Origin of the sequence: Microbacterium sp. LBN7 (assembly GCF_045690345.1) — a bacterium.
GTDB lineage: Bacteria > Actinomycetota > Actinomycetes > Actinomycetales > Microbacteriaceae > Microbacterium.
On record NZ_CP147856.1, the window covers coordinates 2078488 to 2099898 of the forward strand.

Consider the following 21411-nt stretch of genomic DNA (forward strand, 5'->3'; position numbering starts at 1 on the left):
TCGAGGGGTGACTGCCACTGCGACGCTCCCTTCCCTCGACGGCCGCCAATTCCGGATGGTGTCGTCGACGACCTCGGCCGTCGACCCCGATGCGCCGAGCGTCTTCGAGTACTTCGAGCGCGACGGAGCGATCTGGGGCGGGTATGAGGGCGACACGGTCACGTTCGGCAAGTTCGTCGGAACCCGCACGGGCGACACCATCTGGGTGTCCTTCGTGCACGTCCTCGTCGCGGACGGCAGCGTCGTGACAGGAGACGGCGAGAGCGAGCTGGAGCTCACCGACGACGGCCGCATCCGCCTCGTCGAGCACTACGAGATGCACGGGCTCCCGCAGCTCAGCGTGTGCGAGGAGATCGCGGACTGACCTAGCGCGGGGGCAGCGCGTCGCGGCCGGGTGAGGCCGGGGTCCAGCGGGTCATCCCGAGCGGCACCTCCAGGCTGCGCTCGGGCAGATCCGCAGGCAGCAGGTACGGCCGCCGGATCACCTCGTCGAGCACGACGACGCTGACGACCGTGCGCACCTCGGGCAGCTGCGCGATCACTCCGGTGGAGAACTCGTGCACACCGCTGACGTCGACGGCCCGGATCAGCAGCATCGCATCGTGCTCGCCCGTCGTGATCGCGCACCACTCGACATCGGGCATCTCGAGCACGCGGTCGCGGAACGACGCCCAGGCCTGGGGGAGGACCGTGACGAACACGAGGGCGCCGATCGAGAGTCCGGCCTTGGCCTGATCGACCCGGGCGCTGAACCCGGTGATGACCCCGTCGTGCACGAGCGACTCGACCCGCGTGTACGCATTCGCCCTCGAGATGCCCACCTTGTCGGCGAGTGCGGCGATCGAGACGCGACCGTTATCACGGAGCACATCGAGGATTCTGTACGCGGTCTCGTCCAATGGGGCGGCACTTCGTCCAGAATGCTTCGACTGTTCCGCATCCTTGCTGGACATATTGCTCCTCACGAGGGACGTTCTGGACAGAGCGTGTCGGTGCGACCCACCCTTGCTGGACACATCGTCGCATATGATGCGAATCTGATCACCGGTCGTCCACATCTGGGTCGACCACACCCGAATGTACTCCTCGCCTCTGGAGGCTCTCATGTCGTCACGTCGCAGCACGTCAGTCATCGCGATCGGAACGGTCGCGCTCCTCGCGCTCGCCGGTTGCTCCGGAGGTAACTCCGCCAACAACGGCGACCAGTCCTCGGGCTCGGATTCGCTCGTCATCGACACCGCGTTCTCGATCGAGACCGCCGACCCGGGGCACACCTACGACCCGACCGGCAACATGATCGCGAAGGCCCTGTACGAGACCCTCGTCGACTTCGAGGGCTCGGATGTCTCCACCCCCGTCCCCGGCCTCGCCTCCTGGGAGCAGAACGACGCCGCGACGGAGTTCACCTTCACGCTCGAGGGCGACCGCGTCTTCTCCGACGGCTCGCCGATCGAGGCGAAGGACGTCGTCTTCACGCTGCAGCGCATCCAGGGCATGACCGAGGCGAAGCCGAACTTCCTCCTCGGCGGCCTCACCATCACCGAGGTCGACGACAAGACGATCTCGTTCGTCTCCGAGACCCCGCTCCTGCAGCTGCCCGCGATCCTCGCGAACCCGGCGCTCGGCATCGTCAACTCCGACGTCGTGATCGAGAACGGCGGCACCACCGACGGCGCCGACACGGCACAGGGCTTCCTCGACGGCGAGTCCGCCGGCTCCGGGCCCTTCGTGCTCGACACCCTCGACCTCAGCTCGCAGGTCGTGCTGACGAAGAACGACGAGTACAACGGCGACGAGGAGTCGGCCTACTCCCGCGTCGTCGTCCGCAACGTCTCGGAGAGCGCCACGCAGCTCGCCAACCTCAAGGGCGGCGACTCGATGGTCGCGATGGACCTGAACGGCGACCAGGTCGCCGGTCTCGGCGACGACCTCACGGTCGAGTCCGTTCCCTCGGGCCAGACGATCTTCCTGCTGCTCAACCAGTCGGATGCCGTCGCCGGTGAGCTCGCGAACGTGAAGATCGCCGAGGCGATCCGGTACTCGCTCGACTACGACGCCCTGCTCGAGCTGGCGGGCGCCGGCGCGGTCCAGGCGACCGGCGTCATCCCGCCCGGATTCGAGGGCGCTCTCGACTCCGGCGTGGAGCAGGACCTCGACAAGGCCAAGGCCGCGCTCGCCGAGGCCGGCTACACGGGTCAGACGCTGAAGCTGCAGTTCCCGAACGACTACCCGGTCGGCGGCGTGGAGTTCACGCCGCTCGCCGAGCGCATCCAGGCGCAGCTCGAGGAGGCCGGCATCACGGTCGAACTCGCTCCCGCACCGTTCGCCACCGAGCTCGACGCCTACGTGAACGGCACCGAGGGCTTCGGCCTCTGGTTCTGGGGCCCGGACTACGCGGACTCCGCGAACTTCCTCCCCTTCGCTCCGGGTCTCAAGGTCGGCCTGCGCGCCGGCTGGGCCGCCGAGGCCAACCCGGAGATCGCCGGGATCGCCGCGGGTGCCGCCAGCGCGACCGATGAGGCTGTGCGTGCCGACGCCTTCACCTCGTTCGCCGAGGCGATGCAGGCCGAGGGCCCGTTCGTCCCGCTGATCGTCCCCGGCCGCAACATCGCGACCGCGGGCGACGTGGCCGGTGCCGTGTACAACTCCGTCTGGGAGATGGACATCGCCGAGATCACCCCGGCCGGCTGAGCGGGATCCCCATGACGACGGTGGCGGTGCAGAGGCAGGCGCAGCGGCGCAGATCGCCTCTGGTCGGGTACCTGCTGCGGCGGGCCGGAACCTCCCTGCTCCTGCTGGTGGGCGTGACGATCGTCACGTTCGCGCTCACCAACCTGGTGCCGGGAGACCCGGTCTCGGCGGCGCTCGGTGAGGGCGCGTCGCAGAACCCGGCGACTCGCGAGGCCTTCATCAAGGCCAACGGACTCGACCAGCCGCTGTTCGTGCAGTACTTCATCTATATGGGGAACCTGCTCCGCGGGGACCTCGGCACGTCGCTGGTGACCGGTCGCCCGGTCACCAGCGACCTCGCCACCGCGGTGCCGGCGACGATCGAGATCGCGATCGGCGCGATCATCCTGAGCCTCGCGGTCAGCATCGTGCTCGGCACCCTCGCGGCCTACCGCCGCGGCCTCGTGACCGACCAGGTCATCCGCGTCGTGACGCTCGTCGGACTGAGCGTGCCGACCTTCTGGCTGGCGCTCGTCAGCTTCTACGTGTTCTTCCTCGAGCTGCGCATCGCGCCGGGGTCGGGGCGCATCTCGCCCTCGATCACCCCGCCGCCGCGGATCACGGGCCTCTACACCGTCGACTACCTCCTGAACGGCGACGGCGTCGGCTTCTTCGATGCACTCGCCCACCTCGCCCTCCCGGTGCTGGTGCTGTCGCTCGTCACGATCGGTCTGCTGACCCGCTTCATCCGCACCTCGGTGCTCGAGGTCCTGGGCAGCGACTACGTGCGCGCCGCACGGGCCAAGGGCCTTCCGGCCATGCGCGTCATCCTCGACTACGTGCTGCGCGGGGCCTCGCTGCCGATCCTCACGATCGTCGGCGTCGCCTTCGGCTCACTGCTCTCCGGAACGGTCCTCGTCGAGTCGGTGTTCGCCTGGCCGGGCCTCGGCACCTACGCCTACAACTCGGCGGCCAACCTCGACCTCCCCGGCATCATGGGCGTCGGTCTCGTGGTCGGCGTCATCTACCTCCTCATCAACTTCGTCGTCGATCTCCTCTACGGCGTCCTGGACCCGAGAGTGAGGATCGCATGAGCCGCATCGCCGCCGCATCCCCGGCCGGGCGCTTCCGCTTCCGCTGGCCCCGCGCCTGGCGCACGCCGCTCGGCATCATCGGCACGGTCATCGCAGGTGCCTGGATCATCGTCGCCTTCACGGCGCAGTGGTGGGTGCCCTTCGGTCCGAACGCCCAGGTGCTGCCGCGTCTGCAGCCCCCGGGCATCGACACCCTCCTCGGCACCGACGGCAACGGCCGCGACATCTTCTCGCGGCTCATGACGGGCGCGACCGTGAGCCTCCCGCTCGCACTCATGCTCGTGATCGCCGCGATGATCATCGGCACCGTGATCGGCGCGCTCGCCGGATACTTCGGCGGATGGCTCGATGAGACCCTCATGCGCATCACCGACCTGTTCATGGCGTTCCCGACGGTTATCCTCGCGATGGTCGTCGCGGCATCCCTCGGCCCGTCCCTGTTCAACGCGGTGATCGCGGCGATCGTCGTCTCGTGGCCGCAGTACTCGCGCGTCACGCGCAGCATCGTGCTCAGCCTGCGCGGTCAGAACTACGTGATCGCCGGTCGCCTCCTGGGGCACTCCCCGCTGCGCACGCTTTTCGTCGACATCCTCCCGAACATCGCCGGCCCCGTCCTGGTGCTCGCGACGCTCGACATCGGCGCGGCGATCCTGCTCCTGTCCGGACTCTCCTTCCTCGGCCTCGGCGCCCAGCCGCCCACGGCGGAGTGGGGCTCCATGATCTCGGGCGCGATGCAGAACTTCGACGCCTGGTGGCTCGGCGTCTTCCCCGGCCTCGCGATCCTCACGGTCGTGCTGGCGTTCAACTTCCTCGGAGACGCGATGCGCGACGTGCTCGACCCGACCGCCGAGGTCACGCACGAGAAGCAGGCCGAGCACAAGGCCTCGGCGGGGGTGTCCGCATGACCGCCCGCACCGTCGAGGCCCGGAACGCGACGCTCAGCATCCGCGATCTCACGATCGACATCGGCCGTCCGCTCGTGCGCGGCGTCTCGCTCGAGCTGCTGCCCGGACGCATCCACGGCCTCGCCGGCGAATCGGGATCAGGCAAGACCCTGACCTCGCTCGCCGTGCTCGGGCTCCTGCCGCGACAGGCGCGCACCGGCGGATCGATCACCCTGGCGGGGGAGGAGCTGGTCGGCCTCGGCCGCCGCGCGCTCAACCGCGTGCGAGGCAAGCGCATCGCCATGGTCTTCCAGGACCCGTCGGCATCACTGCACCCGCAGCTGCCGGTCGGTCGGCAGCTCACCGACCACATGCGCGTGCACCTCGGGCTCAAGGGTGCGGCGGCGCGAGCGCGAGCGATCAAGCTGCTCGAGACCGTGCAGGTGCCGAATCCGACCGAGGCGCTGGGGCGCTACCCGCACCAGTTCTCCGGCGGACAGCGTCAGCGCATCGCGATCGCCTGCGCCCTGGCATGCGACCCCGAGGTGCTGCTGGCCGACGAGCCCACCACAGCACTCGACGTCACCGTGCAGGCCGGGATCCTGCAGCTGCTGCGCGACCTCGCGATCGAGCGGAACCTCGCGGTGCTGCTCGTCACGCACGACCTCGGCGTCATGAGCGCGATCGCCGATGAGGTCGCGGTGATGAAGGACGGCCGGGTCGTCGAGCTCGCCGACCGGGAGACGCTGTTCCGCGACCCCCAGCACGAGTACACGCGCACGCTGCTCGCGGCGCTCCCCGGATCGAAGATCGCGGATGCCGAGCTCGTCGAGCGAGCGGATGCCGAGATCACGGGTGAAGGGGATGCAGATGAGTGAGGTCGCCGTCCTCGACGCGCAGGACGTGGTCGTGCGCTACCCGGGCAACCCGCCCGTGATCGCGGTGAACGGGGTGTCGCTCCAGGTCGCGCCCGGCGAGACCGTGGCGCTCGTCGGCGAGTCCGGCAGCGGCAAGTCGAGCCTCGCGCGTGCCGTCGTCGGCATCGAGAAGACCGCGGCGGGAACCGTGCTCTTCCGCGACGCCCCCGTGTCGCCGCTCGGCATCCGCCGTCGGTCGACCGCGCTGACCGGCATCCAGATGGTGTTCCAGGATCCCTCGACCTCGCTGAATCCGCGTCGCCGCGTCGGCGACCAGATCGCCGACGGCATCGCGACCGCTCGCGCTCGTGGCGCCGAGGGATCGACCGTGGCCGAGTGGCTGGAGCGGGTCGGCCTCCCCGCCGACGTCGCCTCGCGGTTCCCGCATCAGTTCTCCGGCGGGCAGAAGCAGCGCATCGCGATCGCCCGTGCGCTCGCGGCGCGTCCCTCGCTGCTCGTCGCCGACGAGCCGATCTCGGCGCTCGACGCCTCGACGCAGACCAGCGTGGCCGGCCTCATGCGGGACCTCGTGGCAGAGGCCGGAGCGGGGATGCTCTTCATCTCGCACGACCTCGCCGTGGTGCGACGCATCGCCGACCGCACCTTCGTGATGTTCGCCGGCCGCGTGCTGGAGTCGGGTCCGACCGATCAGGTGTGGTCGGCGCCGCAGCATCCGTACACCCGCGCGCTGCTCGCCGCGATCCCGGAGCCCGACGGCGCCGGACGCATCCCGGCAGCGCCGTCGGTGGGCGACCGCGAGGTGTGGTCGGAGATCCCGCCCGTCCTGAACTGAGGCGGGAACCGGCGGCCGGGGCTCACGGATCGCTGGGCGCCAGCTCCGTCGTCACACCAGAATCGAGTACCCGGTCGCGGCCGTCCGCGTACACGAGGTTGGCTTCGACATCGGGCGGGAGCACGGCCTGAACTGCTCGACTGGCTTCCAGTCGTGCGGGTTCACCTGCAGGCATGTCCTGTTGTGTGAGCACGTCGAAGCTGCACTCGGCGTCGCCGGGTGAGGCCGCCGGCGCTCGGACGGTGAAGACATAAGCCTCGTCACCGTAGAGTTCGACCACGAGGCTCTCGACCTGCTGGGAAATCGTCGTGCATTCCGCTCGAGCGACGCTCTCCCGAGTGTCCAACAGGATGAAGTCCTGGTCCGCCGCGTAGACGACCGTGACTTCCACGCCGCTGCTGAAGGTCTCCTCGAGAAGCGCCTGCAGCGTGCTTCGCAGATCGACTCGCGTCTGATCGTCGACCGCGAGGTCTTGACCGGTGAGCACGTCGAAACTGCACCAGACCTCGGCCTCGCCGGCCCACATTCTGTCGATCTGAGGCGCGTCGCCGTAGGCGGCGTCTACAGCTTCTTCGACCTCTTGCGAGAAGCTCTCGCACTCCGAACCCATCGCGTACTCGCCCCATTGGATGCAGCCAGAGGTACCCAACGCTGCCAGCAGAATGACCACCACTAGAGGAGCGCGATGTCGTCGCATGCTCATAACCTAGCCGCGCCTTCCTGTCGCGCCGCCTCGCCTCGACGGAGGCCTATGCTGACGGCGCGTGAACCTGATCGCGCGGGCCGAGGAATATCTGATGTGACTACTGATAGCGAGATCGTTCGACGATCGAGACACGAGGCGGCCGCGTTCGGCGAGCTGTTCGAGAGGCACGCCCGCGCCGTGGCGGGCTTCGCTTCTCGACGGGTCGGACCGGATGTCGCGGAAGACGTGCTCAGCGAGACGTTCCTCGTGGCGTTCCGCCGGCGCGCGAGCTTCGATCTCCGCGTCGATTCCGCGCGCCCGTGGCTGCTCGGCATCGCGACCCGGGTCATCCACCGACACCGCGCGAGCGAGGCCAAGCAGCTGCGGAGCCTGATCGCGCAGCAACCCGAGCGAGCGCTCCCCGACGACTCCGACGGTCTGTCGGACCGTCTCGACGCGAGTGCGGCGCTCCGGGAGCTGGCTCCTCGGGTCGCGGCACTGGCGAAGAAGGACCGCGACACCCTCTTCCTCTTCGCCTGGGGGGATCTGAGCTATGAGGAGACGGCGCAGGCTCTCGGCGTTCCGGTGGGAACCGTGAAGTCGCGCCTCAATCGCGTCCGTCGGCTGCTCGCGCCGGCGCGCGCGGCCGACCGGACATCAATCAACGCACTGCACTCATCGGAGGTCGGATATGGACATCTTGGATAGCGTTCGCGAACTCGGAGTGGAAGACCCCTCCGCCGGCATCGTCGGTGCGCGGAACTCGCTTCATCGGGCGATGGCCGGCGAGGGGCGCCGGCGACGTCGCCGTGGTCTCGGAATCGCATTCGGCACAGCAGGTGGCGTCCTCGGCGTCTCCGCGGTGGCAGCGGTCGTTGCGGGCACGTTCACCGTCGGCGCTGTCGTCGCGCCTCCGGCGTCGGCAGCGGAGACGATCGTCCTGAGTGCTGCCGCACAGCTCCGGGCGTCCGAGATACCGGCCGGCAAGTACCTGAAGACGACCGAGACGTTCGAGCAGGTCATGGGCTTCCACGGGCCGACGGAGGCGGAACCCTTCTCCTATGTGCTGCAGGACGCGACCGGCGTTCTGACGACGAGGTGGATCACGTCGACCTTCCTCTCGTCCGACCCCGAGGTCCCGCCGATCCTGGAGACGAGCGAGTATCAGCCTGTCGGGGCGAACGGCGACGTCCAGGCCGTAGAGGACGCGTGGAACTCCTACTACGGCTCGACCTATGGGCTCTGGGATGAGGTCATCGAAACTCCTCGCCCGTCGGCGGTGTTCCAGATGGATGGTGTCGCGCATGCGCGTCTGTGGAGCAACGATCTCTCGGAGTGGCAGGTGATCGACGACCACGACGACTCTCGAATCGACGACTGGGGCACGTTCGCGACCGAGCCGCAGGAGTTCCTCGACGACGTCCTGGCGGAGCTCCCCGCCGGGACCACCGAGGAGAAGGCCATCGCCGTGGTCTTCGAGAGCCTGGTCACCGGCGACATCGCCACCGCCTCGGCCGCCTACCGCGCGGTGCTCCTCGGTGTGATCGCACTCTCGGACGGCCTGCACATCGAGTCGGTGGTGGGAACCGTCACCACTGTCCGCCTCGATGACGACCGGGCTCTGCGTCGACTCGTCTTCGACACGGAGACCGATCAGCTGCTGGAAGTGTCTCAGCATCTGACCGAGGCGTACGATGCCGGCCAGGACGTGCCGGTAGGCACGAGTCCGCTCGTCGAGGACGGAGCGCCGACGACCATCCGACGCTTCACGCACGAGATCGTCGACGCGCCCCCCGCGATCAACAGCGAGGGCTGACGGCTGCTCTGCACCGTCGCGCGCCCAGAAACACGGCGGGCCGAGGCATCAGCCTCGGCCCGCCTGTTCTCAGCTCCGGATCAGACCGGTGCGACGATGTCCTGCTTCACGTCCCACTCGGTGATCTCCATCGTGACCTCGACCGACTGGCCCTCGAGCGAGGCGGTGCTGGTCGACGCGAGGTTGATGTAGTCGGCGGTGACCTCGTACACGACCTGAACCTCGGTGCCCTGCTGCTCGACGGTGCCGCTGAGGAGGAAGACCTTCTGGCCGAGCCGCTCGCCGGTGCCGGTGACCGTGAAGTCACCCGTGATCGCTGCTGCGGCCGCGGCGGGGTCCAGGGCGGAGACGTCGGCGGCGGCGGCGCTGAGCGCGGCGATGATCGGGTCGCTCGACGCGGTGTCGGCGGCCTGCCATGCTCCATCGCCGGACTTCACCCAGACGTCGTCGCCGATCGCGATGACGGATCCGACGGGCGAGATCGACTCGAGGGCCTTCTCGGACGGGTTGAACTTCGCCTGGGTCTCCATGCCCATCACGGTGCTCGTCGCCGCGTATCCGGCGGTGTCCGACATGGCGTCGGCGATGCAGGTGCCGAGGGCCGTTCCGTCGACCGTCGCGCCATCCGACAGCTCGGGGCAATCCGAGGTCGGGGCTTCGGCTTCCTGCGAAGCTCCCGCGCTGGGCTTCGCATCGGCGGGCTTGTCGGAGCCCCCGGCCGCGCAGCCGGTGAGCAGGACCGAGGCGGCGAGAATCACGCCGACCCCGAATTTGTTGACGCGCATGGCGTCCCCCCTTCGGTCGTATGCCCCGATGACGGTCATCGAGGCACGGCTTCCAGCATGCCAAATGTTTCGCATCTCCTCGGACACCGAGGCCGGGTACTGCTCCCCATGGCGGTCGACGGATGCGCCAAGAGCAGGGCGTCGATAAGCTTAGCCAACCCTTACTTCGACGAACAGGTTCGCCATGTCCTTCACACGCACGAGGGCGCTCACCGCCTTCCTCGCCGTCGCCGTCGCCGTCGCCGCGGCGGCCCTCACCGCCTGCGCGCCCGCCGCCGAGAACGGCGGCGGTACGGCACCCGCAGCCGACGACGGGGCCTTCCCCGTCACGGTCGAGCACGCCTACGGCGAGACCGAGATCTCCGCGCAGCCCCAGCGGGTGGTCACGGTCGGCTACACCGAGCAGGACACGCTCTGGGCGCTCGGCATCGAGCCCGTCGGCGTCACCGAGTGGTACGGCGGATACGACTTCGCCTCGTGGCCGTGGGCGGACGAGGCCCGCGGCGACTCCGAGCCCGAGGTGCTCGGCACCAGCGACGGCCTGGACTTCGAGGCGATCGCGCTGCTCGACCCCGACCTCATCATCGGCACCAACGCCGGCATGACGGAAGAGGACTTCGACCGCCTGTCCGACATCGCGCCGACGATCGCGCACTCGGGCGACTACTCGATGTACTTCGAGCCGTGGGACGTGCAGACGCTGCAGATCGGCAAGGCCGTCGGCCGCTCGGAGGACGCGCAGAAGCTCGTCGACGACATCGACGCGCAGTTCGCCGAAGCCGCCGAGGCGCACCCCGAGTTCGCCGGCGCCTCGGTCGTGTTCCTGCAGAACGCGATCTACGACGGCGCGGCGATCGCCTACCAGGACGGTCTCAGCACCGACTTCCTCACCGACCTCGGCTTCTCGATCCCGTCGGAGATCGACGCCTACGCGCCGGAGGACGAGTCCGGTGGCCAGGCGTACATCCCGGTCGAGAACCTCGACGTGCTGAACGCGGCCGACGTGCTGATCTGGGGTACCGAGTCCGACGACGACATCACCGCCCTCGAGGGCGAGGCCTTCGTGACGGCGATCGAGGCGATGAAGAGGGGCTCTGTGGTCTATACCGACGGCGTGACGGCCGGTGCGATCTACTTCACCTCGCCGCTGAGCCTTCCGTACGTGATCGACGCCCTCGTGCCGGCTCTCGCAGGCGCCATCGCGGGGAACGGTCCCGCGCGCACCGCGGAGTGACCTCTCCCGCACGCACACGACGCGATCCGTCCCGGTCATCCGCCGGGCGGATCGCGCTCGTCGTCGTGCTCGCCACCGCCGCGCTCATCGTGACGGCAGGCATCGGCCTCACCGTCGGCACCAAGCTCGTCGGCATCGACACCGTGATCGATGCGATCGTGCGCTTCGACGGCAGCGACCTGCAGCTCGTGGTGCGGGAGTCCCGCATCCCGCGCACGGTGTTCGGCATCCTCGTCGGTCTCGCCCTCGGCGCCGCGGGCGCCGTGATGCAGGGGCTCACCCGAAACGCGCTCGCCGACCCCGGCATCCTCGGGGTCAATGCGGGTGCCTCGGTCGCGGTCGCCGTCGCGGTCGCGGCGCTCGGGATCGACGACTTCCCGGCACTCATGGCCGCCGCGCTCGCCGGAGCGCTCGTCGCCACCATCGGCGTCGTCCTGCTGGGAGCGGCGGGCGGCGGCAGCCCGGTCACGCTCGTGCTGGCGGGCGTCGCCCTCGCGGCGGTGCTCGGCGGCGTGACCACGGCCCTCGTGCTGCTCAACCCGACCGCGTTCCTGCAGATGCGCAGCTGGGAGTCCGGCGCCCTCGCCGGTCGCGACCTGTCGATCCTGACGGTCGCCGGCCCGACGATCGCCGTGGGACTCGTGCTCGCCCTCGCGATCACGAGGAGCCTCGACATGCTCGCCCTGGGCGACGACACGGCCGCTGCCCTCGGAGTCAGGATCGGACCGCTGCGCACCGGCGCGGTGGCCTCGGTCACGCTCCTCGCCGGAACCGCGACCGCCGTCGCCGGACCCGTCGCGTTCCTCGGGCTCGCCGCACCCCACATCGCCCGAGGCGTCGTCGGCTCCTCGCAGAAGGCGATCGTGCCTCTCGCCGCCGTGATCGGCGCGATCGTCGTGGTGCTCGGCGATGTGGTCGGGCGCGTCGTCATCGCGCCGCAGGAGGTGCCGGTCGGCATCGTCATGGCCTTCGTCGCCGCGCCGTTCCTGATCTGGATCGGCCGCCGGAAGAACCCGGTGCAGCTGTGAACGCCTCGTCGCGGCCCGGCATCCGTCGCCTCCGTCGTCCGCTCGATCGACGCGCGCGCTGGGCGATGGGCCTCCTCGTCGTCGCCGTGCTGGCCTCGTTCCTCGCGAGCCTGTCGATCGGCGACCGCGTGATCTCTCCGATCCGTGTCGTCGAGGCCCTGTTCGAGACGCAGGGGGGCGTGCGCATGGTCGTCGTCGACTGGCGGCTGCCCCGCGCGCTCGCCGCACTGTTCTTCGGCGCGGCCCTGGCGCTGTCGGGCACCGTGTTCCAGACCATCACCCGCAACCCGCTCGGCAGTCCCGACGTGATCGGGCTCACCACCGGCGCCTACACCGGCGCCCTCATCGTCATGACCACCGGCGGCTCGTCGGGTGTCGCCGTGTCGATCGCCGCGGTCCTCGGCGGCTTCGCGACCGCGGCACTGGTCGCCGCGCTCGTCGCCGGCAGAGGCGCCCTCGGCTATCGCATCGTCATCGTCGGCATCGGGGTGAGCGCCGTGCTTGCGGCCGTGAACGCCTGGATGCTGCTGCGCGCCAGACTCGAGGTTGCCGTCTCCGCCGCCATCTGGGGTGCGGGATCGCTCAACGGCGTCGGGTGGGCGCAGGCGATCGCTCCGATCATCATCGTGTCAGCGCTGATCGTCGTCCTCGTGCTGTCGCGCCGCGGGCTCTGGCTCATCGAGCTGGGCGACGACATCGGCACGAGCCTCGGCGGACGGATCGCCCTCACGAAGGCGGGACTCGTCGCCATCGCGGTCGCTCTGTGCGCCGTCGTCACGGCCGCGATCGGCCCCATCGCCTTCGTCGCCCTCGCCGCGCCCCACCTGGCGAGGCTCATCGTGAAGAACGGCCCACTCCATCTCGTCGCCACGGCACTGATGGGAGCGGTACTGCTGTCGCTGGCCGACATCATCGGGCAGAACGCCTTCCCGGGGCGCGCGCTGCCCGTCGGCGTGGTGACTCTCGTGCTCGGCGGCGTCTACCTCATCTTCCTCGTCGTGCGCACGGCCCGGCGGCGCTTCTGAGCACGCGTTCGCGACGGGCGCGCGCTTCCGCTAGACTGACGAGGTTGTCTGCCTTCTGGCGGACACGTTCACACACCCTCCTGCTTCCGCGAGATACGCGGAAGCCGTTCTAGTCCGAAGGAGGTGGGTAAGTGACGCACCAGTACGAACTCATGGTCATTCTGACCCCCGAGATCGACGAGCGCCAGGTCGCACCTACGCTCGACAAGTTCCTGAAGGTCATCACCAACGATGGTGGCTCGATCGACAAGGTCGACATCTGGGGTAAGCGCCGTCTGGCCTACGAGATCCAGAAGAAGAACGAGGGCATCTACGCCGTCGTCAACTTCACCGCTACCAGCGAGGCCACGCAGGAGCTCGACCGTCAGCTGAAGCTGAACGAGCAGATCATGCGCACCAAGGTCCTCCGTTCGGAAGAGGCTCAGGCGATGGTCGCATTCGAGGCCAAGCGCACCGAAGAGAAGGCTGCCCGCAAGGCCGCCAAGGCTGCGAAGGCCTAAGCGCCATGGCCGGCGAAACCGTCATCACCGTGGTGGGAAACCTCACGGCCGACCCCGAGCTGCGCTACACGCAGAACGGGCTGCCGGTGGCGAACTTCACCATCGCATCGACGCCTCGGAACTTCGACCGTGCCGCGAACGAGTGGAAGGACGGCGATGCGCTGTTCCTCCGTGCGTCCGTGTGGCGCGAGTTCGCCGAGCACGTGGCGGGCTCGCTGACGAAGGGCATGCGCGTCATCGCGCAGGGTCGCCTCCGTCAGCGCTCCTACCAGGACCGCGAGGGCAACCAGCGCACCGCGATCGAGCTGGAGGTCGACGAGATCGGCCCCTCGCTCCGGTACGCGACCGCGCAGGTCACCCGTGCGGCGTCGACCGGCGGTGCCGGTGGTGCCGGCGGCGGACAGTCCCGTCCCGCGCAGCAGCAGGTGTCGGAGGAGCCGTGGTCCACGCCCGGCTCGTCGACCAGCGCGGATGCCTGGAGCACTCCCGGCAGCTTCGGCGACGACACTCCCTTCTAAACTCATCTCCCGCGGTCTGAGCCGGGGCCCATGGGCCCCTGAGCTTGTCGAAGGGCCGCTCATCATTAAGGAAAACCAATGGCTGGAAAGTCGAGCGGCGACCGCCGCAAGCCGCGGAAGGGTGGCAAGCCCACCGCTCCCGCGAAGTCCATCCGGGTCGGTGTCATCGATTACAAGGATGTCGCCACCCTCCGCAAGTTCGTCTCGGAGCGCGGCAAGATCCGCGCCCGTCGTATCACCGGTGTCTCGGTGCAGGAGCAGCGTCTGATCGCCACGGCGATCAAGAACGCGCGCGAAATGGCGCTCCTGCCCTACGCTGGCGCCGGCCGGTAAGGGGTATCGAGATGGCAAAGCTGATTCTCACGAACGAGGTCGCAGGTCTGGGTAGCGCCGGTGACGTCGTCGAGGTCAAGAACGGGTACGCCCGTAACTTCCTCATCCCGCAGGGCTTCGCTACGGCGTGGACCCGCGGTGGCGAAAAGCAGGTCGCTTCGATCCAGGCCGCGCGTCAGGCACGCGCGATCCACGATCGTGACGACGCTGTCGCACTGAAGAACGCTCTCGAGGGCACCAAGGTGCGCCTCACGGTCAAGGCCGGCAAGGAAGGTCGTCTCTTCGGCTCCGTCAAGACCGAGCACGTCGCCGACGCCGTCGCGGCTGCCGGCATCGGCACGATCGACAAGCGCAAGGTGCAGATCACCTCGCCGATCAAGTCGACGGGTGACCACGAGGCCACCGTTCGTCTGCACGACGACGTGACCGCGGTCATCACGCTGCAGGTCGTCGCCGCCAAGTAGTTCCCGGTGGGCCACTGAGCCCGTCGAAGTGCGCCCCCTGTTCTCCGGCTTCTGCCGGGACAGGGGGCGTTCTGCGTGTCGGGACCTGCGCGCCGGAAGGGCGGATGCCGTTCACGCCCCGGCTGCGCGCGCGAAGCGCTCGGACAGCCGTCGCGCCTCCGCCGCGAGCGCGGGAGTGCCGGCGACCGAGAAGTCCAGGTCGAGCATGCTGAGGTGTCGCAGCAGCGCGGCCGGGTCGTCGGACCCGCTCTCGAGCACGCACGACTGCTCATCCCGCGCGGTGACCACGCCCGCCGCTCTCGGCAGCCGCTCGGCGACGACGTCTGCCGACGCGTGGATCACGACCGTGGCACGGAACTCCCAGGGGGCGGAGGCCACGCCGCGATCGACGTGGTCGGCTGCGCCTTCTGCCGGCAGTTCGCGAGGGGTGAAGCGTCGCCCCAGAGGGATGCGCGGGGTGAGCCGGTCGACGCGGAAGGTGCGCCAGTCGTCGCGCTCGAGGTCGAAGGCGAGCAGATACCAGCGCCCGGCGCGCAGGGCGAGCCGGTACGGTTCGACGATGCGCCGCGACTCGGTCTCGGAGTGGGTGCGGTAGTCGAACCGCAGTTGCACGGTGTCGCGGCAGGCAGAGGCCAGCGTGAGGAGCACGTCAGGGTCCACGGCGGGTCCATGGCCGGGAACCGGGACGACCGTCGACTGCAGCGTCGTGATGCGATGCCGGAGGTGCGAGGGCAGCACCTGGTACATCTTGGCCAGTGCGCGGAGAGAGGCCTCCTCGAGGTCGGCGATCGACCCGTCGGCCGCTGCCGTGCTGAGCCCGAGGGCCACGGCGATCGCCTCGTCGTCTTCCAGGAGGAGAGGGGGGAGGGCCGCCCCGGCGCCGAGCTGATAGCCGCCGGCCACTCCCGGCGTGCTCGTGATCGGGTAGCCGAGCGCGCGGAGCCTCTCGACGTCCGCGCGGATCGTGCGGGTCGAGACCTCGAGCCGCTCCGCCAGAACACGCCCGGGCCAGAACGGGCGAACCTGCAGGAGGGACAGGATCTGGAGCAGTCGTTCTGACGTCTTCAACATGTTCTCAGTCTCTTCCTGATTGCGGAAGCGAACGTTCCGCAATGGATTCTAATGTCAGCTCATGACGAACGACACGAGCAGCATCCGCCCTTTCCGCATCGAGGTCACCGATCAGGATCTCGACGATCTCCACCAGAGGATCACGCTGGCACGCTGGCCCCGTGACCTCGATGGCACCGGCTGGGATCGGGGTATCCCGGTCAGCTACCTCCGCCCGCTGGCCGAGTACTGGCGTGACAGCTTCGACTGGCGAGCGCAGGAGGCCCGACTGAACGAGCTGCCGCAGTTCGTCACCGAGGTCGATGGTCAGCAGATCCACTTCGTGCATGTCCACTCGGCCGTGCCCGGAGCCCGGCCGCTCCTGCTCCTGCACGGCTGGCCGAGCTCCTTCGTCGAGTTCCTCGATGTGATCGGACCGCTCACCGACCCGCTGGCGCACGGAGGGCGCGAGGAGGATGCCGTGCACGTCGTCATCCCATCGCTCCCCGGCTACGGGTTCTCGCCGCTGGCCGATGCCGGGTGGGGCGATCTCTTCCGCATCGCCGGAGCCATGGCCGAGGTGATGACGCGACTGGGCTACGACCGTTTCCTGGCCCAGGGCACTGACGTCGGCTCGGGGATCGTCGGGATGCTGCCGATGGCGGCGCCGGGGCGGGTCATCGCGACCCACGTCAACGGTCCCAGCCCCTTCCCGCTCGGGCCGGCCCTCCCCGTCGACGCCCTGCCGGAGGGAGAGCGCGAGCGCGCTACGCGGTTCAACACGTTCCGGGAGGACGGCGCCGGCTACCTGCACATCCAGGCCACGCGACCGCAGACGATCTCGTACGGGCTCACCGACTCTCCGATCGCGCAGCTCGCGTGGATCGTCGAGAAGTTCCAGGAGTGGACCGATCCGTCGGCGGCTCTCCCGGGAGATGCCGTCGACATCGACCGCCTGCTCACCACGGTGAGCATCTTCTGGTTCACGCAGTCGGGCTGGTCATCGGCGCATGCACTCCACGAGGGCATGCAGGTGTATCGCGCTTTCGCCGCAGCTGCGGCCGGCGGCGCGGCGGGCGATGGCGCAGAGGAGCACGCCGGCGATGGCGCCTGGGGTGAGGAGAGCGGCGGGTCGGGTGGCTGGCAGGCGCCCCCGATGCCACCGGCCGCCGCGTCGATCTTCGCTGCGGATCTCTCCGTGCGCAGCGCGGTCGATCCGGCATCCGCCTTCGACTCCTGGACCGAGCACGATGCCGGCGGGCATTTCCCCGCGATGGAGGTGCCGGAGCTCCTGGTCGCCGACCTCCGCCGGTTCTTCGACGGATGCCGCTGATCATGCGGACACCGATGCTCACCGACCGCGCCCTCAACCGGGCACTCCTCGCGCGGCAGCTCCTGCTCGAGCGGTCCGACGACTCCGTGGTGGACACGGTCCGTCTGCTGGTCGGGATGCAGGGGCAGGCGCCGCTCGCGCCCTACGTCGGTCTGTGGTCGCGGTTGGAGGGCTTCGCGGCGGAGGAGCTGGCGGACGCGCTCGAGGACCGGCGCGTGGTGCGCGCGACACTGATGCGCGGCACCGTGCATCTGGTGACCGTCGATGATGCGCTGGCACTGAGGCGGCTCGTGGAACCCGCGATCGTCCGAGGGTTCCGTGGCGGCTTCACCGGGAGGCTCACGAGCGCGCAGGAGTCGGAGGTGATCGCGGTGGGGCGCGAGCTGCTGCGCGAAGCGGCGCGCACGCGGACCGAGTTGCGCCGTGCGTTCCAGGAGCGCTGGCCGCACCTCGATGCGGATGCGATGGCGTATGCCATCAGCTACCTCGTGCCCACCGTGCAGCCGACGCCGCGAGGCATGTGGGGGAGGCCGCAGGGCGCGCCGCAGCTGGCACTGCTGGAGTCGTGGGTCGGGCGTCCGCTGGACACCGCGCCGTCGATCGATGCCGTCGTGCTCCGCTACCTCGCGGCGTTCGGACCGGCGAGTGTCAACGACGCTCAGACCTGGTCGGGGCTCACGGGACTCCGTGAGGTCTTCGACCGGCTCACCCCGCAGTTGCGGGTCTTCGTCTCCGAGAGCGGGCAGGTGCTGTACGACGTGGCCGATGCACCGCGCCCCGATGCCGAGCATCCGGCACCACCGCGGTTCCTCCCGGAGTACGACAACGTGCTCTTCTCCCACCGGGATCGTGCGCGCATCATCGACACGCCGCAGCGCGTGCCGCTGCCTCCGGGCAAGGGAGCCAGGGAAGGCACCTTCCTCAGCGACGGGTTCCTGCGCGGGACTTGGCGGGTGGATGCCGGTGTGCTCCGGATCCGTCCGGATCAGGCCCTGCCGGCGGTGGCCGCCGACGATCTCCTCGCCGAGGCTCGGAGGCTCGCCGCGTTCCTGGGCGTGCCGGCGGTGGATCTCGCCGACGAACGCACGACTCACTGAGATCCTCCGTCCCGAGGGCATGACGGATGCCCCGTGGTTGCGCCACGGGGCATCCGCGCGCCGGCGCGAGAGCGGACGGCGAGCCGTTCGCACTGGCCGCGCCGACGCACCGGCGGTGCGGAGCCTCCTCCCCCGAGGACGAGCGCACCGCCGGCGTCTGCTGCTACGCCGTCGTGCGACGGCGTAGCAGGCCCGCTCCTCCGAGGAGGAGCAGGAGTGCGGCGAGTTCGACCAGACCGGAGGCGCTGGCGCCGCCGGTCATGGCGAGGCCTTCCGCTGCGCCGGCTGCCGAACCGGCCGTGGCCGCCCCGGATGCCGGACCGCTTCCCGGCGTCGTGCCCGGGTCGGTTCCGGGGTCGGTGCCGGGGTCGGTTCCGGGATCCGTTCCAGGGTCGGTTCCCGGGTCAGTGCCGGGATCGGTTCCCGGGTCCGTTCCGGGATTCGTCCCAGGTCCGGTGACGGTGCTCTCTCCGACCACCGCGATGGCGTTGCCGCCGACGGTGATCGGGATGCTCACCGGGAGCACGACCTGGCTGCCGCCGAGAAGCCCTCCCAGTCCGGACGTGTCGATCCCGCCGACGGCAGGAACCGCCGGTGCCGGTGCTGCGCCTGCTCCACCGGTCACCGCGCTGGTGCCCAGGACCGAGACGGCGTTGCCGAGCACCGAGACCGGCGCCGTGACGGGCGCCACGACCTGCGTGCCGCCGGCGAGCGAGTCATCCCCGCCCGTCGACGCGTCACCGCCGGATGCCGGTGCCGGGGCTGCGCCTGCTCCGCCGGTCACCGCGCTGGTGCCGAGGACCGAGATGGCGTTGCCGAGCACCGAGACGGGTGCCGTGACGGGTGCCACGACCTGCGTGCCGCCGGCGATGCCGTCGGTGCCGGAGGTCTCCGCATCGGCGGGAGCGCCCACCTGACCGCCGGAGGGCGCTGCGCCCGGCGAACCCGTGACCGTGCTGTCGCCACCGATCGCGATCGCGTTGCCGACGGCGGAGATGGGTGCGCTGACCGGCGCCACCACCTGGGTGCCTCCGAGGATCGAGTCGTCTCCCGACGTCGTCCCCTCCGCTCCGGGTGCGGCGCCCGCCGTCGGTTCGCCCGAGGACGATCCGGCGGCCGCGCTCTCCCCGAGCACGGAGATGGCGTTGCCGCCGACCGTGATCGGTGCAGTGACCGGTGCGACCACCTGGGTGCCGCCGGCGACGGCATCCGTTCCGTCGGTCTCGGTGGCCACGGGCGTCGTCGCTGCGGGGGCCGGTGCCGCGGATCCCTGCGTCGTCGCGCTGCTTTCACCGAGGACCGAGACGGCGTTGCCCGACACGGTGATCGGGACGTCGACCTGCAGCACCGCCTGCGTGCCCGAGAGCACGCCGTCGATGCCGCTGGTCGTCACGGACGGCACCCCGGCGGCGGGAGTCGAGGCCTGGGGAGCCTCGCTCTGGGAAGCCGCGGCCGGGGTGCTGGTCGAGGAGGTGCCGAGAACGCTCACCGCGTTGTCCGTCACGGTGACGGGGACGGTGACAGACACCACGGCCTGGGAGCCGGATGCCGCGCCCGAGTCGCCGCTCGTGTCCGCCGCGGGTGCGGGGGCAGGAGGCGGAGGAGTGGGCGCGGCGTCGTCGGCGGGTGCCGGAGCGGATGCCTCGGCGGTAGAGGTGCCGAGCACCGAGATCGCGTTGTCGACGATCGTGATCGGCGCGGTGACCACGGCCACCGCCTGTGTGCCGGAGAGAAGGCTGTCGTCTCCGGATGTCTCGGCCGCGTTGGCGACCGTCGCGCCGCAGAGCGTGATGCCCCCGGCGATGAGCGTGCCCCACAGGGCCCGCTTCAGATAGGTACGCATGATGATTCTCCTGACTGGACTGGGGGAGTCTGGATGGGTGCGGGCGAAGTGCGCGCGCAGCACAGCATCTGCCGTCCTCGGGGTGAGGGCGGCGCGACTGTCAGTCAGTCAGGAGAGACGTCGGTGGCGAAGACCGGCGACGTCGGCAGGGCGTCGTCGGATGCACCGGCAGCCCGCTCCCAGGCACGGAGCGGAGACGCGCCGACGTCGCTGACGCGAGCGTGGGCGCTGCTGTTCCCTCCGCCGGAACCGGCGAAGGAAGAAGGCGTTCCAGGACCTCCTGGCGGGGCGCCGGAGGACGGCCCGGAGGGCGCGTCCGACGCCCCGCGCTCGCTCACAGTGCCCCTGGGGATGGTAGCGGGGACTACGGGCGAAGCGGAGGCGAGCGCGGGGGTCGTGGACGGGAGAGCGCGGGCGGATGCCGTGGCAGTCACGAGCTGCGCGGCGGAGCCGGCACCCGGTGTCGCGGGTTCGGCCGGAACGGATGCTGTCGGGTCCAGGCTCACGAGGATCGGCGGCACGGTCTCCTCCGCCGCCTCGCCGATCACGCCGGTCGCGGTGTCGACGATGCCGATGACGTCACGGACCAGGTCGGCGGCGCCGACGTCGTCGACGAGTTCTCCGACGATCGGTAGACCGGTGACGGCATCCAGGATCGGGTCGGTGATCTGCGCGACGGGAGCGCGTGTGAGAGCGTCGGTGACCGGTGCGACCGCGTTCTGCGCCGTCTGGGACACCGCCTGGACGATCGGTGCGGCGATTTCTCCGAGAAGCGGGACCTCGGTGGCGATGCTGGTGACCGTGCTCACGACGGCGGGTGCCTCCTGCTGCACGGGAGCGACGACGGTCGTGACGACGGGGGCGACGACCTCGGTCACGACGGGGACGACCACGTCGGAGAGGACGGGGGTCGTGACGGCCGACACCGTCTCGCTGACGATCGACGTGAGCCCGTCGAGCGGGCCGTCGGACTGCTCGTCGGCGTGCGCTGTGCCTCCGCCGGCGACGACGGTGAGCGTCGCCCAGGCGAGCGCGACGAGACCGCCCCATTTGACGGCGGTGGGGATGCCGCGTCGGGTGGCCCGAACGTTCACGTCAACCTCCCCCTCTGAAGGCAACGCACCATCGACACGAACGTGCGTCGATGGGGCGACCATACTCGCGCTTAAGGCGGTTGTCCAGGGCTATTTCGCGCAGCCGCGAACGCTCATCGCGCGATGACGCGCCCGGCAGAATCTCGGCTTGACTTTCCCCAGGTTCTGCACATGTCGTCCCGTGACGGCAAAACCTTCAATCAACCCTTGAACCCGGTTCTCATCCACAGGCTGGGGAATCGAGAAAA

The 21411-nt window shown here is 69.8% G+C and carries 23 protein-coding genes; 17 read left to right on the plus strand and 6 right to left on the minus strand.

Features of this window, described 5'->3' with window-relative positions; translation table 11 throughout:
* Positions 1-7 precede the first annotated feature (7 nt).
* Positions 8-364, plus strand: a complete 357-nt coding sequence (locus tag LBN7_RS09925; protein WP_407359524.1) for a hypothetical protein — start codon at positions 8-10, stop codon at positions 362-364.
* A 1-nt stretch (position 365) separates the two neighbouring features.
* Here the strand turns inward: LBN7_RS09925 and LBN7_RS09930 are convergent, their stop codons facing one another.
* Complete coding sequence (locus LBN7_RS09930; RefSeq protein WP_279303198.1) at positions 366-953, minus strand: Lrp/AsnC family transcriptional regulator; 588 nt, start codon at positions 951-953, stop codon at positions 366-368.
* Between the two features lie 151 nt (positions 954-1104).
* Here LBN7_RS09930 and LBN7_RS09935 point away from each other — a divergent pair, with 151 nt between their 5' ends.
* The 5 genes from LBN7_RS09935 to LBN7_RS09955 are packed head-to-tail and all read left to right on the plus strand — an operon-like array spanning position 1105 to position 6358.
* On the plus strand, positions 1105-2691 hold the full coding sequence (locus tag LBN7_RS09935) for an ABC transporter substrate-binding protein (protein ID WP_407359525.1): 1587 nt from the start codon (positions 1105-1107) through the stop codon (positions 2689-2691).
* A gap of 11 nt (positions 2692-2702) precedes the next feature.
* Entirely contained in the window at positions 2703-3764 is a 1062-nt protein-coding gene (locus LBN7_RS09940) for an ABC transporter permease (RefSeq protein WP_116633388.1), read from the plus strand.
* A complete protein-coding gene (locus LBN7_RS09945; RefSeq protein WP_116633389.1) occupies positions 3761-4669 on the plus strand; it encodes an ABC transporter permease in 909 nt (302 codons plus the stop codon). Before LBN7_RS09940 ends, LBN7_RS09945 begins: the two co-directional genes overlap by 4 nt.
* Positions 4666-5526, plus strand: coding sequence for an ABC transporter ATP-binding protein (locus tag LBN7_RS09950; RefSeq protein ID WP_407359526.1), 861 nt, complete (start codon positions 4666-4668; stop codon positions 5524-5526). Before LBN7_RS09945 ends, LBN7_RS09950 begins: the two co-directional genes overlap by 4 nt.
* Complete coding sequence (locus LBN7_RS09955; protein WP_341947015.1) at positions 5519-6358, plus strand: ATP-binding cassette domain-containing protein; 840 nt, start codon at positions 5519-5521, stop codon at positions 6356-6358. The genes LBN7_RS09950 and LBN7_RS09955 overlap by 8 nt, the downstream gene beginning before the upstream one ends.
* Positions 6359-6380: 22 nt before the next feature.
* Here the strand turns inward: LBN7_RS09955 and LBN7_RS09960 are convergent, their stop codons facing one another.
* Positions 6381-7028 carry a hypothetical protein gene (locus tag LBN7_RS09960; protein ID WP_133192757.1) on the minus strand — a complete coding sequence of 216 codons (648 nt, stop codon included), beginning with the start codon at positions 7026-7028 and terminating at the stop codon, positions 6381-6383.
* Positions 7029-7157: 129 nt separating this feature from the next.
* On the opposite strand from LBN7_RS09960, the gene LBN7_RS09965 reads away from it, so the two are divergent.
* Together LBN7_RS09965 and LBN7_RS09970 are read left to right on the plus strand one after the other, a co-directional pair.
* Positions 7158-7751: an RNA polymerase sigma factor gene (locus tag LBN7_RS09965; protein WP_341947017.1), complete on the plus strand. Its 594-nt coding sequence runs from the start codon at positions 7158-7160 to the stop codon at positions 7749-7751.
* Entirely contained in the window at positions 7735-8859 is a 1125-nt protein-coding gene (locus tag LBN7_RS09970; protein ID WP_407359527.1) for a hypothetical protein, read from the plus strand. The genes LBN7_RS09965 and LBN7_RS09970 overlap by 17 nt, the downstream gene beginning before the upstream one ends.
* Before the next feature lie 80 nt (positions 8860-8939).
* Here the strand turns inward: LBN7_RS09970 and LBN7_RS09975 are convergent, their stop codons facing one another.
* Positions 8940-9644 carry a hypothetical protein gene (locus LBN7_RS09975; RefSeq protein ID WP_243408742.1) on the minus strand — a complete coding sequence of 235 codons (705 nt, stop codon included), beginning with the start codon at positions 9642-9644 and terminating at the stop codon, positions 8940-8942.
* Positions 9645-9828: 184 nt separating this feature from the next.
* On the opposite strand from LBN7_RS09975, the gene LBN7_RS09980 reads away from it, so the two are divergent.
* The 7 genes from LBN7_RS09980 (at position 9829) to rplI (ending at position 14746) form a co-directional block, all read left to right on the plus strand.
* Positions 9829-10878, plus strand: coding sequence for an iron-siderophore ABC transporter substrate-binding protein (locus LBN7_RS09980; RefSeq protein ID WP_407359528.1), 1050 nt, complete (start codon positions 9829-9831; stop codon positions 10876-10878).
* Complete coding sequence (locus LBN7_RS09985) at positions 10875-11906, plus strand: FecCD family ABC transporter permease (RefSeq protein ID WP_407359529.1); 1032 nt, start codon at positions 10875-10877, stop codon at positions 11904-11906. The genes LBN7_RS09980 and LBN7_RS09985 overlap by 4 nt, the downstream gene beginning before the upstream one ends.
* Entirely contained in the window at positions 11903-12931 is a 1029-nt protein-coding gene (locus LBN7_RS09990; protein ID WP_407359530.1) for a FecCD family ABC transporter permease, read from the plus strand. The genes LBN7_RS09985 and LBN7_RS09990 overlap by 4 nt, the downstream gene beginning before the upstream one ends.
* A 152-nt stretch (positions 12932-13083) precedes the next feature.
* Positions 13084-13431, plus strand: a complete 348-nt coding sequence (gene rpsF / locus LBN7_RS09995) for a 30S ribosomal protein S6 (RefSeq protein WP_263293941.1) — start codon at positions 13084-13086, stop codon at positions 13429-13431.
* A 5-nt stretch (positions 13432-13436) separates the two neighbouring features.
* On the plus strand, positions 13437-13949 hold the full coding sequence (locus LBN7_RS10000) for a single-stranded DNA-binding protein (protein ID WP_116633398.1): 513 nt from the start codon (positions 13437-13439) through the stop codon (positions 13947-13949).
* Between the two features lie 78 nt (positions 13950-14027).
* Positions 14028-14282: a 30S ribosomal protein S18 gene (rpsR, locus tag LBN7_RS10005; RefSeq protein WP_017829850.1), complete on the plus strand. Its 255-nt coding sequence runs from the start codon at positions 14028-14030 to the stop codon at positions 14280-14282.
* Positions 14283-14293: 11 nt separating this feature from the next.
* The gene (rplI, locus tag LBN7_RS10010; protein ID WP_116633399.1) at positions 14294-14746 is read left to right on the plus strand and encodes a 50S ribosomal protein L9; all 453 of its coding nucleotides are present in this window, start codon (positions 14294-14296) and stop codon (positions 14744-14746) included.
* 111 nt (positions 14747-14857) lie between these two features.
* On the opposite strand, the gene LBN7_RS10015 is transcribed toward rplI, so the two are convergent.
* Complete coding sequence (locus tag LBN7_RS10015) at positions 14858-15817, minus strand: YafY family protein (RefSeq protein ID WP_116633400.1); 960 nt, start codon at positions 15815-15817, stop codon at positions 14858-14860.
* Positions 15818-15878: 61 nt separating this feature from the next.
* On the opposite strand from LBN7_RS10015, the gene LBN7_RS10020 reads away from it, so the two are divergent.
* Together LBN7_RS10020 and LBN7_RS10025 are read left to right on the plus strand one after the other, a co-directional pair.
* Positions 15879-17129, plus strand: coding sequence for an epoxide hydrolase family protein (locus LBN7_RS10020; protein ID WP_407359531.1), 1251 nt, complete (start codon positions 15879-15881; stop codon positions 17127-17129).
* A gap of 2 nt (positions 17130-17131) precedes the next feature.
* Positions 17132-18226, plus strand: coding sequence for a winged helix DNA-binding domain-containing protein (locus LBN7_RS10025; RefSeq protein WP_407359532.1), 1095 nt, complete (start codon positions 17132-17134; stop codon positions 18224-18226).
* A 163-nt stretch (positions 18227-18389) separates the two neighbouring features.
* On the opposite strand, the gene LBN7_RS10030 is transcribed toward LBN7_RS10025, so the two are convergent.
* The gene (locus tag LBN7_RS10030) at positions 18390-20069 is read right to left on the minus strand and encodes a hypothetical protein (RefSeq protein ID WP_407359533.1); all 1680 of its coding nucleotides are present in this window, start codon (positions 20067-20069) and stop codon (positions 18390-18392) included.
* A gap of 104 nt (positions 20070-20173) precedes the next feature.
* The gene (locus LBN7_RS10035; RefSeq protein ID WP_407359534.1) at positions 20174-21163 is read right to left on the minus strand and encodes a hypothetical protein; all 990 of its coding nucleotides are present in this window, start codon (positions 21161-21163) and stop codon (positions 20174-20176) included.
* Between the last annotated feature and the right edge of the window lie 248 nt (positions 21164-21411).